General features: G+C 37.2%; 15 protein-coding genes and 1 riboswitch. Of the genes, 12 read left to right on the top strand and 3 right to left on the bottom strand.

The annotated features are described in order from the left end of the window. Positions 1-176 precede the first annotated feature (176 nt). A complete protein-coding gene (locus QYB95_RS03880) occupies positions 177-1,073 on the top strand; it encodes a CAP domain-containing protein (RefSeq protein ID WP_301136816.1) in 897 nt (298 codons plus the stop codon). Positions 1,074-1,325: 252 nt separating this feature from the next. Next, positions 1,326-2,402, top strand: a complete 1,077-nt coding sequence (locus QYB95_RS03875) for an undecaprenyldiphospho-muramoylpentapeptide beta-N-acetylglucosaminyltransferase (RefSeq protein ID WP_301136814.1) — start codon at positions 1,326-1,328, stop codon at positions 2,400-2,402. 137 nt (positions 2,403-2,539) lie between these two features. Here the strand turns inward: QYB95_RS03875 and QYB95_RS03870 are convergent, their stop codons facing one another. After that, a complete protein-coding gene (locus QYB95_RS03870) occupies positions 2,540-3,088 on the bottom strand; it encodes a GNAT family N-acetyltransferase (protein WP_301136813.1) in 549 nt (182 codons plus the stop codon). A gap of 342 nt (positions 3,089-3,430) precedes the next feature. On the opposite strand from QYB95_RS03870, the gene dapF reads away from it, so the two are divergent. The 10 genes from dapF to QYB95_RS03820 all read left to right on the top strand — a co-directional run bounded on the left by dapF (position 3,431) and on the right by QYB95_RS03820 (position 16,547). After that, positions 3,431-4,396 carry a diaminopimelate epimerase gene (gene dapF / locus QYB95_RS03865; protein ID WP_301136812.1) on the top strand — a complete coding sequence of 322 codons (966 nt, stop codon included), beginning with the start codon at positions 3,431-3,433 and terminating at the stop codon, positions 4,394-4,396. A gap of 22 nt (positions 4,397-4,418) precedes the next feature. Continuing rightward, a complete protein-coding gene (locus QYB95_RS03860; RefSeq protein WP_301136811.1) occupies positions 4,419-6,452 on the top strand; it encodes a diguanylate cyclase domain-containing protein in 2,034 nt (677 codons plus the stop codon). Positions 6,453-6,523: 71 nt separating this feature from the next. Then, the gene (locus tag QYB95_RS03855; RefSeq protein WP_301136810.1) at positions 6,524-7,207 is read left to right on the top strand and encodes a response regulator transcription factor; all 684 of its coding nucleotides are present in this window, start codon (positions 6,524-6,526) and stop codon (positions 7,205-7,207) included. Then, a complete protein-coding gene (locus QYB95_RS03850; protein WP_301136808.1) occupies positions 7,204-8,607 on the top strand; it encodes a HAMP domain-containing sensor histidine kinase in 1,404 nt (467 codons plus the stop codon). Before QYB95_RS03855 ends, QYB95_RS03850 begins: the two co-directional genes overlap by 4 nt. 250 nt (positions 8,608-8,857) lie before the next feature. Beyond that, entirely contained in the window at positions 8,858-11,671 is a 2,814-nt protein-coding gene (locus tag QYB95_RS03845; protein WP_301136807.1) for a 2-oxoglutarate dehydrogenase E1 component, read from the top strand. Positions 11,672-11,776: 105 nt separating this feature from the next. Next, entirely contained in the window at positions 11,777-13,045 is a 1,269-nt protein-coding gene (odhB, locus tag QYB95_RS03840; protein ID WP_301136806.1) for a 2-oxoglutarate dehydrogenase complex dihydrolipoyllysine-residue succinyltransferase, read from the top strand. A 189-nt stretch (positions 13,046-13,234) separates the two neighbouring features. Continuing rightward, a riboswitch (Lysine riboswitch) is annotated at positions 13,235-13,421 on the top strand. 108 nt (positions 13,422-13,529) lie between these two features. Continuing rightward, positions 13,530-14,375, top strand: a complete 846-nt coding sequence (locus tag QYB95_RS03835) for a transporter substrate-binding domain-containing protein (protein WP_301136804.1) — start codon at positions 13,530-13,532, stop codon at positions 14,373-14,375. A gap of 124 nt (positions 14,376-14,499) precedes the next feature. Next, entirely contained in the window at positions 14,500-15,231 is a 732-nt protein-coding gene (locus tag QYB95_RS03830; protein WP_301136803.1) for an amino acid ABC transporter permease, read from the top strand. Positions 15,232-15,251: 20 nt separating this feature from the next. Beyond that, positions 15,252-15,989 (top strand): amino acid ABC transporter ATP-binding protein, encoded by a 738-nt coding sequence (locus QYB95_RS03825; RefSeq protein ID WP_301137055.1) that lies wholly within the window; start codon positions 15,252-15,254, stop codon positions 15,987-15,989. A 360-nt stretch (positions 15,990-16,349) separates the two neighbouring features. Further along, a complete protein-coding gene (locus QYB95_RS03820) occupies positions 16,350-16,547 on the top strand; it encodes a DUF6501 family protein (protein ID WP_301136802.1) in 198 nt (65 codons plus the stop codon). Positions 16,548-16,645: 98 nt separating this feature from the next. On the opposite strand, the gene QYB95_RS03815 is transcribed toward QYB95_RS03820, so the two are convergent. Together QYB95_RS03815 and QYB95_RS03810 are read right to left on the bottom strand one after the other, a co-directional pair. Further along, positions 16,646-17,755, bottom strand: coding sequence for a toxic anion resistance protein (locus tag QYB95_RS03815; RefSeq protein ID WP_301136800.1), 1,110 nt, complete (start codon positions 17,753-17,755; stop codon positions 16,646-16,648). After that, entirely contained in the window at positions 17,755-18,402 is a 648-nt protein-coding gene (locus QYB95_RS03810; protein ID WP_301136799.1) for a 5-bromo-4-chloroindolyl phosphate hydrolysis family protein, read from the bottom strand. Before QYB95_RS03810 ends, QYB95_RS03815 begins: the two co-directional genes overlap by 1 nt. Positions 18,403-18,674: the final 272 nt, after the last annotated feature.

The raw sequence follows: 18,674 nt of genomic DNA, 5'->3' as shown, positions 1-18,674 counted from the left end.
CTGTCAATAGCTTTTCAGTTGTAAGTATTGTATCTACAGGAAATGCATTCCTGGTTATTTGTCGGTAACCTGCTATTTAACTACGTTTGAAGTTTGCGTTGGAAGCATGACCAAGTAATGGCTCCTTTTTTTCAATTATTCTAGTATATGATTGATTGCGAGAGGAGGAATACAAAATGAAAAAATGGTTTATTACATTTTGTGCACTAGGTTTAATCTCAACGCAAGCGCAGGCAGCAGACGCTGCATCCAATCAGGAGGAAGCTCAAGGCAACTTCGTAAAATATGAAGTGAAAGTTGTTAATCAGAATCAATACGAGAATCTATTGGCAGACTTCAAGAATAACTTTACTTATACAAATATTCATAGTTTAAAAGATATATCAAATAAACTGCAAGTCTCGAAAGTACAATTAGAAAAACTAATTACGAAACAATTAAATGAAACGAATAATAAGAATTCAGTAGAGACTGCAGCACCGTCAAAAGATGAAGCTGCCATTGATAAGGTGGAAAGTCCAGAAGCGGCAGCTCCTGCACCTGAAACGAGTAAGAAACAAGAACAAGCTTCAGTGCCGCAAGTTCCTGTAACAGAGCAACCTGCACAATCGGTAGCTCCAACAACACCTTCGGCTCCATCTAAAGAGAAGGTAGAAACAACTAAACCTGCCGCTCCCACAGCAGAAGAGGGTTCTGTTTCAGCTTTTGAAACTAAAGTGGTTGAACTAACTAATGCAGAACGTGCCAAACATGGTCTAGCACCTCTAAAAAGCTATGGGCCGCTAATGAAAGTTGCTCATGCCAAATCACAAGATATGTCGACAAATAATTATTTCTCACATACAAGCCCTACTTATGGAAGCCCATTTGATCAAATAAAAGCAGCTGGTATTACGTACCGTGCTGCAGGTGAAAACATCGCACAGGGTCAAAGAACTCCTGAAGAAGTGGTACAAGCATGGATGAATTCGGAAGGTCACCGTGCCAACATCCTAAACGGCAGCTTTACTCATATTGGAGTAGGGTATGTTGAAGATGGCAACTATTGGACACAACAATTTATCCAAATGTAACCAAAAATTTTACCCGAACCGAGCTAAGAGTTACTCTTGCTCGGTTTTTTTATCCAAGTTTCTTCAGCATACACTATTATCTGGATTTTTATTTCCCTGCAGGGATGGTTCGTATTATGAAATATGATACAATATTGACTAAAATAGAAGGATAACTGATAAATAAATCAGTCATTTTTCATTATATTCTTTTGTAATCATATAAATTTAAGTGAAATACAATTTAGCTGTATTTGGATAGGAGATTCTTTTGTGAAACAAAAAACAATTATTTTAACGGGTGGCGGAACTGCAGGACATGTTTCATTAAACCAGGCCATTATTCCATCATTATTAAAGGAAGGGTATAAAGTGCACTATATTGGTTCGAATGACGGGATTGAAAAAGAATTAATAACTCAAAGCTTCCCAGAACTACCTTATCACAGTATCGCGAGCGGTAAATTACGCCGCTATTTTTCAATGAAGAACTTTACTGATCCTTTTAAAGTGTTGGCAGGAGTTGGCCAGGCGTTTTCAGTCATACGGAAAGTAAAACCGACCATGATTTTTTCAAAGGGCGGCTTCGTCTCGGTACCGGTCGTAGTAGCGGCCAAATTAGCCAAAATTCCAGTAGTCATACACGAATCGGATGTAAGCCCGGGTCTTGCCAACAAAATTGCATTGCCATTTTCTTCGCATGTGTTCACTATATTCCAGGATACATTAAAGTATTTACCGAGCGAGCAAGCCACTTGTACAGGTTCAATTGTCCGGGAACAATTGTTTGAAGGGAACGCAATAAGAGGGAAAAAGCTTTGTGGTTTTACCGATGACAAGAAAGTTCTCCTCGTAATGGGTGGCAGTTTAGGGTCCGTTGTCCTAAATGACTCATTAAGAAGTAATTTACCGGAACTTCTAGCAGCTTATAATGTAATCCATCTGTGCGGAAAAGGGAATGTAGATACTAGTTTGGAGAGTTTGAAAGGGTATAAGCAATTCGATTACGTAACAAGTGAGCTGCCGGATTTGCTGTATGCAGCTGATTTGGTTGTGTCGCGTGCAGGCTCAAACTCAATTTTTGAATTTTTGGCTCTGAAGAAACCGATGCTTCTTGTCCCGCTTTCGGCAACCAAGAGTCGCGGCGATCAGATCTTGAATGCCAATATCTTTGAACGTCAAGGCTTTGCTCACGTACTTGAAGAAGAAATGCTCTCAAAAAGTACTTTTATGAAGGCAATCAATACTCTTTCGAAAAAAAGCGGCGAGTATGTGGATGCGATGAAAAAAGCCGAAAGTCCCAAAACACCGGCTGAAATGGTTAGCTTGATTCTTCAATACGAGAAATAACTTTAAGGCCGAGATGTTTCTTTTACAGTAGGATAGAGTATGTTTTGCTGAATATACCGTTAATTTTGTTAAATACACAAAAAAGCTGTCCAGAAATCGTTTCTGGGCAGCTTTATATATAATGATGAAAATTTATTTTACATTGCTTGTTCTTCTTCGTTTGATTGATCGTTTGCAGAAACGATGTAGAATAAGTCTCTTGGTATTTTAAATAGGTCGAATTTGGTTTCACCAGCATTAATCTCTTCGTATAGTGCTGGATTGGTTTCTGTAGCATCAATTACATAAGGTAATTTTAGCGCTGCACGTTTTGATTTTTCATTTTCTTTTCGAATACGTAAAAATACTGTATGAATGTCCTTTTCAAAGAAGAGTTCTTTAAGAAAATCGTATTTTGCTGCTTGATTATAACCTTTGCCCTGAAACGGCACACCTATCCATGTTCCAAGGAAGCCCGCTCCATCTTGAATATCATATAAAGTGATAGTTCCAATTGGTTGACCCCAGTCATCGGTTATCGTTCTTGAGATAGTCTTTCCTAATTGTTCTTCTTCTAATAGTTGTTTCGTTATAAATAGATACTCTTCTGGTGAGTTTGTTTTATGACGAACATAAGGGAAAACTGTTGGGTGGATCATTAATTGGTATAACTCATTTGTTTCTGAAAGGTCTCTACACTTTAACAAATGAAACGCCTCCTTTTTTAGGATAGTTGCAAATCTAAAAATTACATTGTTACAAGGGCAACATTTGAAATAATATACCTAAAGGAACTGGACGTCAAACAATATTTTCGAAGAATTTTAGTTTCCCGAAAATACAACTAAAAAAACTATATTAATAAATATTTTCTGTTAATATCATATTATAGATTTTCGACTTTATACAATGATTTTAATCTAAAATTACATTTTTTTCTCTTTAAAAATTGTGAACAAATTATAAATTTTTTATTAGATTTATTAAGTTGATTCAAGAATCATTTACAATTATGATAGAAGTAAAGATAAGTAGGGAGCGAATGATAAGTGGAAAGAACATTTTTAAAAGTTCATGGTTCTGGCAATACATTTTACTTATATAATACCGACAATGAAAATGAGTTCAATTGGGTAGAGTTAACGAAGTGGCTTTGTCAAAAAGATAATCATAAAGGTGCAGACGGTCTACTACTTGTTTTACCTTCGGAATCGGCAGATGCAAAAATGCGCGTAATCAACGCAGATGGTTCGGAAGCTTCAATGTGTGGTAATGGTCTCCGGTGTGTGGCAAGGTTCGTGTGTGAAAATATAGGAAAAGATGAAGCTATCATTGAAACAATGAAAGCAGATCTGTTTGTAAAAAAAGAAACACCATTATTTGAGGATATCCCGACATATGCAGTTGAAATTTCTCCTGTATTATTTTCTCTAAGTAGTTTGCCAATGGTGTACGGTGAGCAAACAGAAATTCGTCACCAAGTGATACCGGAATTCTCAAGTACAATTCCTTACACAGCTGTTTCGGTGCCTAACCCGCATTTGATTGGAATCGTGGAACAGGAGGATATTGAAAATAGAACGCATCAGCAAAATTTAGCTCAATTTTTAAACAGTGAAAATGAATATTGTTTGGATGGCGTAAACGTAAGTTATGTGTATCCAATGAAAAATGACACCATTTTTGTCCGTACTTTTGAACGCGGCGTTGGCTTTACGAATGCTTGCGGGACAGCTATGACAGCTTCAGCACTTGTTTCCAGGCTGAATGGATTTGTAGAGTACGATGTAATTACTGTATTCAATCCTGGAGGTTTTGTGAGATGTGAAGTGAAAATTCTTGAGGATGAATACAAATTAACATTGATTGGAAATGCAACTGTTACTGCTTCATATATTCTTGATATTATGGACAACGAATTTAAAATTGTAAGTTTTGATGAAACAGAAGAACAAGGACAATATGAAAAATGTCTTGAAATTGTTAAGAAGGAGACCGCTTCTTTTGCTTCTTAATGATAAGTAGGAGGTGTGCTCAATGCTTTTACAAACCTTTCCAAAAAGCCAATTCGATATTCTTTTTGAAAACAGCAAGGATTTTGTTTTTTTTATGGAAAAAGATGGAGAGGATTATCGTTATATCCATTTAAACAAATCTTCTATTGAGCTACTTTCAGATAAGGTAATTGGAAAAACAGTTGCCGAGGTTATGAAAGACCGTGACTGTGAAACCATAACCAGCAATTACCACAAAGCGGTCGAAAAGATGGAACAAGTGAGTTATCAGGATTATATCTATGTCCTTTCTGAAGTGAAAAAGTATGAAACGACAGTCATCCCTGTTTTTGATGGAGGCCGTACGTATGTGTTGGCGCAGACGAAGGAAATTGCTTTTGCTCGCGATATAGAAGATAAATATCTTTTCATGCGTTCCATATTCTCTAACACTTTCCTATCAACTGTTTTAGTGTCCAATGAGGGAAGGCTTCTTGAAGCAAACCCCCAATTCTTGGAAGAATTTAATTTAGATATGAACGAGGTCCGATTTAAAAATCTTTTTGAATTGGACTTTATAGAAAATCCCGATCAACTAAGAAACTATTTAGAAGATGCATATAAAGGCAATGGGTTGACCTCTAAAATCTTGACTTTGATTGATAAACACGAAACTCTTAGAAGCTTTACTGCTACTTTTTCACCGTTGCTTCAAGGTGAGACAGTTGTAGCAGTTTTTATGATTTTACAAGATGTAACACAATTGATTTTGCAAGAAAAAGAATTGCGTACTACCTCTAATGGGCTTTCCAATTTTCAATATGCCATAAACAGTGTTGCAGAAATTATAATCATGGACCGAAATTGCAAGGTATTGGAAGTAAATGATCGTTTTGTACAACAAATGGGTTTTACACGGGAAGAGCTAATTGGCAATTCTTTAGAAATGATTGATTCACGCACTCATTCCAAGGAATTTTTTGATGACATTTTTGCTTTGGTAGAAAAAGGTGAAGTTTGGAGAGGCGAAATTTGTAATCGGACAAAAAATGGAGCGCCTTACTGGGCTGACACAACATTTATTCCGTTCTTTGATGAAAATGGAGATATTATACAATACATTAACGTTTACTATGATATTTCAGAAAAGAAGAGAATGCTGACTGAACTTCGAAATATTGAGCATATGTTTAAACTGATTACAGAAAATACCAATGATTTAATTGTTGTTACAAATGAAGATGGGATTATTTTATATGTATCCGATGCCTATACAGAAAAGCTCGGCTATGAAAGAAAAGATTTGCTCGGCCAATTCTATACTGCGGTTTTAACTTCCGAAAGCAAAGAAACCTGGAGCGATGAATTGGAAAGCATGGCAGAACGGAAAAATTCAAAGATTGACCTCATCCATCAAGCAAAAAATGGTCAAAAATTCTGGGCTGAATGTAATTATACAGTTGTTCAGGATTATATACGCAATCGCGGGATGCAGATTATAATGGTTGCCCGTGAAATAAATGACAGAAAAGAAAAAGAGAATCAGCTTTCATTTTTAGCTTTCCATGATTCGCTTACTCAGTTGCCGAATCGTCGATATCTACATAAAGAATTTCCGAGAATAGTGGAAATTTCGAATATTAGTTCCGAATCTTTAGCTGTCCTTTATGTCGATGGAGATAATTTTAAAAATGTTAATGATCAATTTGGCCACGATGTCGGGGATGAATTTATTATTCAATTTGGTAGAGCTTTAATGAGAAGCGTTCGTGCTAATGATTTAGTTGTGCGGATGGGTGGAGATGAATTCGCCATTATTTTAACTGGTCTAGTTCGAGATAATATTAAGCGCAAACAACAGGTCAACCAAATCATTGAGCGCATTAATCAAAATCTCCAGCAGGGCTGGATGATTTCAAAACAGTTATTTGCACCAACAGCGTCGATTGGCGTTGCATTTTATCCAGACCATGGAGTAAGCCTTGAGAAACTATTATCCAGTTCTGATAAGGCCTTATACAACGTGAAGGCCTCTTCAAAAAATAACTATACGATTTATAGTCCTGAACTTTTATAGTTTGTTATAGCCTCTTTTTAAGATAAACTTAAAAAGAGGATTTTTTTATTTATATTCTAGAAGGTGAATGGATGTACAAAAAAATATTATTGGTGGAAGATGAAAAAAATATAGCTCGTTTTATTGAACTGGAGTTGAAGCATGAACAATTTGATGTGACTGTAGCCCATGATGGGAGGGAAGGATTAAATAAAGCGTTGGAAGGGACATTTGATTGCCTTCTGCTTGATGTCATGCTGCCTGGTTTAAACGGGATTGAAATTTGCCGTAGAGTTCGCGCGCACTCAGATGTACCTATCTTGCTCATTACTGCAAGGGATGCTGTAATGGATCGGGTAGCAGGTTTAGATGCCGGTGCAGATGATTATATCGTAAAGCCTTTTGCAATTGAGGAATTGCTTGCAAGAATACGTTCAGTATTAAGAAGAGCCGGTTCCAATGCAGACGAAGTAGAGGAAGAACATATTATCAAAGTCCGGGATATCACGATTAATCCAAAATCTTATGAGGTCCTCTTTGAAAGTAAAAAACTTGATTTGACGAAAACAGAGTATGATTTATTAAAGCTATTATGTGAAAACAAAAACCGCGTATGTGAGAGGGAATTAATATTACAAACTGTCTGGGGATATTCTTCGGAAGTAGAAACAAATGTAGTCGACGTCTACATTCGACACCTGCGTGCCAAATTAAAAACCGAGCTAGAGCCTTATATTGAAACAGTGCGCGGTGTCGGTTATGTGGTGAGAGAATGAAAAAGCTGAAAAAATTCCTTCCTAAAAACCAATCGTTAAAAAAGAAATGGACAATTTCAACTGCGGTTGTCATTTTTATAAGTTATGCGATTATCTGCAGTGTTATTTATATAGCGCTGTATTCCTGGCTGGTACAAAATGAAGAAAATAATGCGATCAGGACAGCAGATGACCTAACGTCATTTTTCAGTTCACAGGACAACTCCATCTCGATCCAGGATTTCCAAAGAAATACGGGTCTATCCAAAGCTATCGTCAATCAAAACCAAACAGTTCGAATCTTTAACTTGGATGGCTATGAAGTGCTGCAAATCAATGATGTCAATTCTGCTGTTCATCTAGACATGTCCTACGACCAATTGGGAGATATGGTAGTGTCGAAAGAGAAAGTTGATAACGAAGATGTATTTGTCGTAAACAAGGTTGTGACTATCGGTAATTTTGTAGGGGTTCTGCAACTAATCCACCCATTATCAACCTTCCACTCGATGATGCAATATATTATTACGACTATGTTGATCGCAGGATGCGGAGCCATACTCATTGCCGGATTTATCGGCTACTATTTAGCAAATGTTTTGATAAGGCCTTTACAGGACTTGCGAGATTCCATGTTGTCTGTCCAGAAGAAAGGGTTTGAGGAGAAGATAAACTTCACCTATGACACTGATGATGAAATTGGCGATTTACTTAAGCTCTACGTATCCATGATGGAAGATCTTGAGATTTCTTTTGCCAAACAACAACAATTTGTATCGGATGCTTCTCATGAATTAAGAACACCTATTCAAGCGATTGAAGGGCATTTATCACTAATCCAGCGGTGGGGGAAAAATGACCCGGAAGTACTGGAGGAATCATTGAATACTTCTTTGGTTGAAGTGACGCGGATGAAAAAGATGATTGAAGAATTGTTGAACCTAGCCAGAAAAGAAGAACGAGATGTAGAAGCAATGGCCGATATTAGAAATGTACTGTCATCTGTCAAGAATGAGCTGCAAATTATTTATCCCGAGGCGATCTTTAACATTGTTGAAAATGGCGAGGTAAAACAACCGAATATTACTGAGAATGCATTAGCCCAGATTTTGCGCAATATTATTGAAAACGGAATACGATACAACGAAGAAATACCTATTATCGATATAGAAGTGCATTATTTATCCGAAAGTATTTTCTTGACGATAAAAGATAATGGAATTGGTGTTTCCAAAGATCATCTTCCATTTATTTTTGATAGATTTTATCGAGTAGATCCTTCAAGAGAAAATAATGGTGGAGGTACAGGCCTGGGGTTAAGTATTACGAGGATGCTTGCAGAGAAATATGAAACCGATATAGAAGTATCAAGTACAGTAGGAAAAGGAACAACTTTTACTCTTAAATTCAGTATTTCATAGGAGTATTTAATCTTTAGATACTAAAAATAGTTGATTAGTCAAAAAAAATTGCTTATTTTGTTAAAAATAGTTGTATTTTTTGTGAAGAGTAGTAAGATTGAAATGGAAAAAATACGTTCTTCATTTTAATTAATAAATATTCATAATTAATTCAATAGATAATTTCTATTGTAGAAGAATGGCAAAATATGAAATAATATTTTAGATATAACAATGGAACTGCCTTAGGGCGAAATTTGGAGGTTATCTCATGTCGAACAATGTATTATTTGCTGGTTCCCCTTGGTCAGCATTCTCTGGTCCTAACTTAGGGTATGTGATGGAGCAGTATGATTTATTCTTGCAATCTCCTGAGCAAGTTGAACCAGAACTCGTTGCACTTTTCCAGCAATTTGGAGCACCTATCATTTCAAATGAAGAAGGTGTTGCAGTAAGTACAACTACAATTACTGCAAGTCAACCTGGCAATATCAAAAAAATCTTTGCAGCAGTACAATTGGCTGATGCAATTCGTTCCCACGGACATTTAGCAGCAGATATTTACCCACTAAAAGACCGAAAATTAGATTCATCACGCATTGAATTAGCTTCATATGGCTTAACTGAAGCAGATTTATTAGAAATGCCAGCTTCATTATTCTTTAATAATGTTCCTGGAAGCGTTACCAACGGCAAACAAGCAATCGACTATTTGCGTTCTCAATATACAGGTAAAATCGCTTATGAGTATGCACATGCAGAAGAAGCAGAGCGTCAATGGATTCAAGATAAAATTGAATCAGGGAAAGCCTTCTTAAATCTGGGTGCTGAAGACAAAAAAGCATTATTAGAAAGATTGACTCGAGTTGAAGACTTCGAGAAATTCATCCATAAAACTTTTGTGGGCCAAAAGCGCTTCTCTATCGAAGGGTTAGATACTTTAGTTGTATTACTTGATGAACTGGTTAAAAAAGCCGACGAAGAAAAAATGAAATTTCTACAAATCGGAATGGCACACCGTGGCCGTTTAAATGTTTTAACTCATGTAGTCAAAAAGCCATACGATATGATGTTTGCTGATTTTGCGCATGTTCCAAATGATTATTTCTTCCCAGCAGACGGTTCTTTGGAAATTACTAAGGGTTGGACTGGCGACGTGAAATACCATATGGGTGCTTCATATTCCATGCAATCAGGCATGAAAGTTAAATTAGCTTATAATCCATCTCACTTGGAAGTTGTAAGCCCTGTCATTACTGGTTCAACACGTGCAGCACAGGAAGTCACGACAAATGCGGGCACACCTAGCCATGATCCAAGTAAAGCATTGGCTGTTCTGATACATGGGGATGCAGCTTTTGCTGGAGAAGGTATTGTACAGGAAGTGTTCAACTATGCAAATACTTCCGGCTTCTCAACAGGCGGATCAATTCACATTATTTCGAATAATATGATCGGCTTCACAACGGAGCATTATGATTCACGCTCAACTCAATATTCTTCCGATGTGGCAAAAGGGTACGGAATACCGGTTATCCACGTTAATGCAGATGATCCAGAAGCTGTCTTGCAAGTAGCTGGTTTAGCATTCCAGTACCGCCAAACATTCGGCAAAGATATTTTAGTAGACTTAATCGGATATCGTCGCTTTGGTCACAATGAAACGGATGATCCAACAGTAACAAATCCGTTAACATATCAAATCGTAACAAAACACCCGACTGTACGTACACTGTACGGGGAAAAATTAGCAAACGAAGGCATTCTTACTCAAGAACAAGTGAAAAAGCTTGATGAAGAAATTTATGCAGAAATGCAAGCTTCTTATGACCATGTAAAAGAAGTTGGTGCCACTAAAGGCCACTTTGAAATTGAAATGCCACAAGCAGTAAAAGATGACTACCCAGAAGTAGATACAAGTGTTTCAAAAGAGGACCTAACTCAAATCAACGAAGATTTATTAGCATGGCCGGAAGGTTTTGAGCCTCAAAACAAACTTGCCAAGATCTTGAATAAACGTGTTGAAGCTCTTGAGACTGATAAAATTGACTGGGGTCACGCAGAGACATTAGCATTCGCAGCCATTTTACGTGATGGAAACCCAATTCGCATTACTGGTCAAGATGCACAGCGTGGTACTTTCTCACAACGTCACTTAGTATTGCATGACAAAAATACGGGTGCAGAATTAGTACCATTACACAATGTTTCTGATTCAAAAGCGTCATTTGCTGTCTACAACTCTCCACTGACGGAAACAGCAATTGTCGGATTTGAATATGGCTACAATTTAGAAAACGAAAATGCATTAACAATCTGGGAAGGTCAATTCGGAGATTTTGCCAATATGGCCCAAGTTATGTTTGATAACTTCATTTCTTCCGCACGTTCTAAATGGGGCCAAAAAACTGGTCTAGTTCTTCTATTACCAAATGCGATGGAAGGTCAAGGTCCGGAACACTCTTCGGCACGTATTGAAAGATATCTGCAGTTATCTGCTGAAAATAACTGGATCGTAGCAAATTGCTCAAATGCAGGAAACTACTTCCACTTATTGCGTCGTCAAGCGAAAATGCTTGGAACTGAAGCAATGCGTCCATTAGTGATTCCTTCACCAAAATCACTGCTTCGCCATCCATTAGCAGCTGCTTCTATGGAACAGCTTTCTGAAGGCAGATTCCAAGAAGTAATCGAACAACCAGGTTTAGGTGGCAATGCTAAAAAGGTTGAACGCATAATCCTTGCTTCTGGTAAAGTAACAATTGATTTAGCAGATCGTGTACAAGATGGAAAAGGATATGATCACCTTCATATCGTTCGTGTAGAGCAGCTTTATCCATTCCCGTCACAAAAGATTGCTGACATCATTGCAAAATACCCTAATGCCAAAGAAATTGCCTGGGTACAAGAAGAACCAAGAAACCAAGGTCCATGGAAGTATGCATTAGAATATTTACTAGACCTTGCAGATGGTAAAAAGGTAAAATATGTAGGACGTCCAGAAATGTCTTCTACTTCTGAAGGGGATATGGATTCACATAAAATTGCACAAGCAAAAGTGATCGATGAGGCTCTTGCGAAATAATTGACTATTTTAATCTTATAATGAAATTAGCTGTACTATTAGAGTAGTGGCGATACCATGTGTACCTTTGAAGGTACACATGATATATAAAGGAGGATATTTAAAGTGGCTGAAATTAAAGTTCCCGAATTAGCAGAATCAATTACAGAAGGTACCATTGCACAATGGGTGAAAAAAGTTGGAGATCGTGTTGAAAAAGGCGAATTCATCGTAGAATTGGAAACAGATAAGGTAAATGCCGAAATTATTTCAGAAGAAGCTGGGGTTTTAACTCAAGTACTGGCTGAAGAAGGCGATACAGTATTAGTAGGACAAGTGATCGCAATCGTTGAAGCTGGAGAAGGTTCAGCAGCAGCGCCTGCAGCATCACAAGAGGCTCCTAAAGCTGAAAGTGCACCAGCTCCTGCGCCTACACCAGCACAAGTTCCTGCAGCACCAGCTCCGGTTGCTCAAGAAACTACTTCGAATGAGCGCGTTGTTGCATCTCCGGCTGCACGTAAATTAGCTCGTGAAAAAGGAATTGACTTGAGTGCAATTTCACCTGTAGACCCACAAGGTCGTGTACGCGTACAGGACGTAGCGGCACACGGAACAGCTCCAGTTGCCCAGGCTTCTGCAGCAGCGCCAATTACAACTACTAATGGACCAGTTGTATTTGCACCGGCAGCAGAAACTGACCGTATAACAATCGAAAAAATGTCTCGCCGTCGTCAAACAATTGCGAAACGTTTACTTGAAGTTAAACAATCAACAGCAATGTTAACTACTTTTAATGAAATTGATATGACGAACATTATGGCTTTACGTAAACGCAAACAAGAAGAGTTTGTGAAAGCAAACGACATCAAACTTGGTTTCATGTCATTCTTCACTAAGGCGGTTGTGGCTGCACTTAAAAAGTATCCTTACGTAAATGCGCAAATCAATGGTGATGAAATTCACTTAAATAACTTCTTCGATATCGGTATTGCGGTATCTACTGAAGAAGGTTTAGTAGTACCGGTGGTTCGTGATGCTAATGCTAAAAACTTTGCTGAAATCGAAAAAGATATCGCAGATTTAGCGAAAAAAGCTCGTGATAAAAAATTAGGTCTAAATGACATGGCCGGCGGTTCCTTCACGATTACAAATGGCGGCGTATTCGGCTCATTAATGTCTACACCGATTATGAACGGTACACAAGCAGGTATTTTAGGAATGCACTCAATCGTTCAACGCCCAGTTGCTGTGAATGGTGAAGTTGAAATTCGTCCAATGATGTACGTGGCTCTATCTTATGACCACCGCATTATCGATGGAAAAGATTCAGTTGGATTCTTGAAAACAGTTAAAGAACTAATCGAAAATCCAGAAGATTTACTACTAAATTCTTAATGTAGAAACGACCTAGCGAAAAGTATTTCGCTAGGTTTTTTAAAAAAAATTTTATATGCCGACAAAAATGTTTTGATTACCCGAACAGACATGTAAAAAGTCTATTATTCAGAATAATGAATGTTGACATGATATTATTGATATAGTAATATTCTAATAGTAATTTAATATTAATAAACCTCACGTGACTTGTGAGGTAGAGGCGCGATGCTTAATAGTTTTTCATGGAGTTTAGAGCAAAACCATGATGTGAAAAATGAGGAAACGTCGCCGAAGTGTGAATGTAGGCTCTCTACTTCATGCTGGGTCTGCAGTGAATAATTGCAGGACTGTCTCAGATGGAGATCCCAACCATCTGAGGTGAGCTATCTCAGTTAGGGAACGTAAGAGGATTTGGGCTAAAATACTAGCGACCTAAGTTCATCTTAGGTCGCTTTTTTCGTTAATTTGCCCTAAAGAATGAAGAAGGAGAGAGGAAAATAAAATGTCGAAAAAACTTAAAATCTTAATGACGACTTTGCTGGCTGTTCTGCTGCTTGCAGCTTGTGGCAGTGCTGAAGAAGGTACTTCAACATCCACTTCGGACTCAAAGGAAAGCGATGTATTTAAAGTAGGTTTAGAAGCTGGTTATGCTCCATTTAACTGGACTCAACAAGATGATTCAAATGGTGCAGTGAAAATTGAAGGTTCACAAGAATATGCAGGCGGTTATGATGTCGAAATCGCTAAACGCGTTGCAGAATCTTTAGGTAAAGAATTAGTAATCGTAAAGACTGAATGGGATGGCCTGCTTCCAGCATTACAATCAGGTGTAATCGACGCAATTATCGCGGGTATGAGTCCAACTGATGAGCGTAAAGAAGTTATCGATTTCTCAGATAATTATTATACAAGTCAATTTGTTATTGTTACAAAAGCGGATGGTCAATATGCTAATGCTAAAACACTTGACGATTTCGCAGGTGCAAAAATTACTTCACAATTGAATACAACGAACTATGCAGTAATCGATCAAATTCCGGATGTTAAAAAAGAAGTAGCAATGGAAAGCTTTTCCCATATGCGTGTTGCATTGGAATCAGGGGCTATCGATGGGTATGTAGCTGAACGACCAGAGGCGATTTCTTCTACAACAGCAAATAACAACTTTACTTATATCGAATTGGAAGAAGGATTCGAAACGGAAGAAGCAGACACATCAGTAGCTATCGGTCTTAAAAAAGGCGATAAAAATATAGATGTAATCAACGAAACACTTAATGCAATTTCTGAAGAAGAACGTCAACAAATTATGGACGAAGCAATTGCAAACCAACCAGCTGCACAATAGGAAAGAGATAAGTACTGGCCGCTCTTTTGTGGCCAGTTTATCCTTTTTCTATTACTATTTTATTCAACTGTAAATAAGAGACTGGTAGAGGATAAGGTTTTTCAAATTATTTAGGAGGATTTTTATGAGTTTTGATATTATACTCTCAATTTTAAAAGAGAATTGGCCAAGTTATTTACAAGGTGCATATATAACATTATTAATTGCAGTTTTCAGTACAATTATTGGTGCTCTTATCGGATTATTGATTGGTGTCGTACACACAATCCCTCTTCGCAAGAAATCTTTTAAAGCTGTTATTTTAAAGATTATTAATTTCATATTAACAGTTTATGTCGAAATCTTCCGTGGTACACCAATGATTGTACAAGCAATGGTTGTATTCTATGGATTATATGCTTATGGTATAGAAATGGATCGTTTTGTAGCAGCCGTTGTGGTTGTAGGATTAAACACTGGAGCTTACATGGCGGAATATGTTCGTGGAGGAATTGTCTCCATCGATAAAGGGCAGTATGAAGCGGCCGCGGCTATAGGAATGGGACATTTCCAAACAATGGTGCATGTTATATTGCCGCAAGTCTTCCGTAATATTCTACCTGCTACAGGGAACCAGCTAATTATGAATATCAAGGACTCTGCAGTACTAAGTGTAATTAGTGTAACGGAACTATTCTTTACAACAAAGTCAATTGCAGGGGCTAACTTCCGCTTTGCAGAATCCTTTATCATCACTTGTTTCATCTACCTGATCATGACTTTCATTGCTTCACGGATTTTACGTGTCATCGAGAAGAAAATGGATGGGCAAGATGCATATCAAGTGCAAACTAAAAAAGAAGAACCAATTCTTTAATGGTGTAAGGAGATAGTATGATGGAAAAAGTTATCGATATAAAACATCTAAATAAATCATTTGGCAGCCATGAAGTTTTAAGAGATGTGAATTTCACTGTAAACAAAGGTGAGGTTGTATGCTTGATCGGTTCTTCTGGGTCAGGAAAGTCAACTTTGCTGCGTTGCATCAATCTCCTAGAAACACCAAGTGGCGGCGAAATCATCTATAATGGCGAGAATATTCTGGATGATAAACACGATATTAAACAATATCGTACACATTTGGGCATGGTCTTCCAACAATTCAACCTATTTAATAACCACAATGTATTAAAAAACTGTGTTGTTGGCCAACAGAAAGTTTTAAAACGTTCAAAAGAAGAAGCAAAAGCAAATGCATTGAAGTATCTTCAAATCGTCGGAATGGATCAATATGTAAATGCAAAACCACGCCAATTATCGGGTGGTCAAAAACAACGTGTTGCCATCGCCCGTGCACTTGCAATGGACCCGGAAGTAATGCTATTCGATGAACCAACATCTGCACTTGACCCTGAAATGGTTGGGGAAGTATTAAAAGTAATGCGCCAATTAGCAGATGAAGGGCATACGATGCTAATCGTAACTCACGAAATGGAATTTGCACGAGAGGTTTCCGACCGTGTTGTCTTTATGGATAAAGGGGTCATTGTCGAGGAGGGAACACCTGAGCAAGTACTGGTGAATCCGAAACAAGAAAGAACGAAAGAATTTTTAAAACGCACTTTAAAGCAATAAGCAAAAAAGATAAATTCCTGATCCTTTTCAGGAATTTATCTTTTTTTGTATAGTCAACTTTCCGTCGATTCCTCTTTTAGTAAAGCTTGTTTTCATTGTTATAAAAGATTTCAACTTCTCGAATTCCATTCAGAAACGATAATAAAAATGATTGCAAAAACAATTGCAATAATGAAAAACCAGATGGGAACCCCGCCAAAACCGCCAAAGTGCAAAATCATCACCTCTAAATTAATTTACCATTTATAACAATTTTCCTCAAGAAAGATAGAAAACGTTCCACAAATGAGTGGAAATGAGATACAATAGTCTAGAATAGAAACGATATGCAGATAAGTTTTGAAGTGAGGTTAAGAAGAAATGTTAAACTTAAAATGGAAAGATGCACCAACGATTCGAAAAGTAAAATGTACACATACGAATGCCGAGAAATATTTAGTATCTAATGTATTAACAGTCGGAAAAGAATATGAAGTGAAAAATGAAACGGAAGAATTCATCTTTGTCGTTGATAATACAGGTAATGTTGGCGGATACTACAAAGATTATTTTGAATGATCATAAATAGAGCACCATAGTTCCGGGTTAGGGCGAAACTATGGTGCTCTTTTATTTCCATATAAACATTTCATATCTTCTAACCGAGCTGGGGGGGGCTAGTCGGTTTTGATGACTTTTGCTTCTATTGATGCTTGTTGTTCATTGCTTATTGCTTGTACTCTAAGTGCTTCTTCGATGGTATGAATTAATTCTATTTGTGTTTGTTTGAATAAGTCGATTTCACTATGGGAAATCACTTTTTGTCGACTGCAATCTTTTGCAGTAGTTTCAAGCATTTTTGCATTCTTTTGCAGCATTTGCTCGGATGTATCCATAAGTCGGCGAGTCGCTTGGCTTGCTCTTCGCTGATTATTCATACTCATCAGCATCGAGATTTGTGTTTGCCATAATGGAATCGTGGTCATGACCGACTCTTGAATTTTTTCAACAAGCAGTTGATTTGTCTGTTGGATCATTCGAATTTGCGGAGCCGTTTGGATTGCTATTTCTCTAGAAATCTGTAAATCGTATAACCGTTTATCCAGCCATTCGATAGAATCTTGTAAATCGTTTACTCGCTGTCTATCTAATGGGTCATTTGATAGTTTGCTGGACTGTTCCAGTTTGGGTAGTTGGTTTGTGCATAAATCCTTTTTCTTCATCTCAGCAGCGGCAATATATATATTTAGATTGTGATAATATTCCTCATTTAATTTATATAGGTCATTTAACATCTTCATGTCTGCAAGTAATCCTTTTTGTGCGTGTTGCAGCTGGATGCTTAGACGATCTATTTGCTTGCTTAAGCGATTGTATTGACTCATCATTTCCGAAATGGATGATTTTGAGCGATTAAAAAGTTTTTGAAGAAATCCCTTCTCTTTTTCTATCAAATCATCAGGGTTGATTTTTGCCAGATGCTCCATAAGCTTATGTAAAATTTCCCGGATAGGGGATGTATCACTCCGCTGAACTCGTACAAGCATATTATGGGTAAAGTTTTTTAGTGAATGCTGGATTTCCGAACCAAATTGCAGGACGTTTTCGTATTGAGTTACATCTATTTTACTTGCTATCATTAAAGCCCTGGATTGATCTTCTTTATTTAAAGAAGTGAAAACGGGGATGTCGGAATTATAATGATTGCTTTCAAAAGAATGTAAAAAAGAGCCCTCATTATTTGAAAACTCTTCAAATGGATGATTTGAGCTCTTTTTATATGTCATTATTTACCACCTCGAAGATCGATTTGCTGAAGTTTTTTAGCATTTTCCAGTTTTACAAAATCCAATTCGATTCTTAAGCTCTCCAAGTCGGATTCGATGGCACATTTTAAATCGTTTTCCATTGTACCATGCAGCCCTTTTAAGGTTCTGCGCGTATCTTCCAGAGCTAAATGAATTTCATTATCCTTGACTTGAGTTTGACTCAGCATTGTATATGTTTGGGTTAATTGTACAGCAGACGGTAAATGTGAATAGAAGAAATCCTCTACTGAATAAAATTTCTGCGGGTTATTCTGGACAATATTTATAATTCGTTTTGCTAGCTTCATCATTTCATTTAGTAATTTGAATGAACGAACAGAACGAACGCGAATATATTGTTGAGAGAGGGAATTAATATGTCCCTTTGCTTGTTTTAGCTGTGCCTCGATATGTTTAAATTCAGAGCGGGATAATCCAAGCTCCTTGCTTCGTCTTGCTTTCTGGAATGCTTTAATCACCTTGTTGCCAATTAAATATGCAACAATTGATAATATCGGCCCGAAAATAAAATCAATATCAAAACTAAAAATTGATAAAATAAACACTGTAAAGGCTATTAAAAAGTTAAGTGCATGTCTTATAAAGAAATTTGCAGCGCCTAGCATATCCGTACCTCCTTAATTTCTATAATTGTATTACGAAAGAAGCGATAAAAAAGTTTCATCAGGTCACGAATTTTTGCGTTAAATTATTCTATAGTACTACTTTAATTAAATACAAAAAAGAAAACAAGCATCTTGATGTAATATTTAACACCAATTGATATAACTTTACTAGAAATTCTCTCTCTTTTTTCTATAGGAAAAATGATTTAGTTTTATCAAACCATAGGTAGCTCAAGGTTTGAAAATAGACATCCCCCTATCTTTCCATTAGA

It is taken from the genome of Ureibacillus aquaedulcis, from assembly GCF_030418165.1.
In the GTDB taxonomy this organism is placed as follows: domain Bacteria; phylum Bacillota; class Bacilli; order Bacillales_A; family Planococcaceae; genus Ureibacillus; species Ureibacillus aquaedulcis.
Note: the sequence above shows the minus strand (reverse complement) of the source record. Positions and strands in the feature narration are given on the sequence as shown.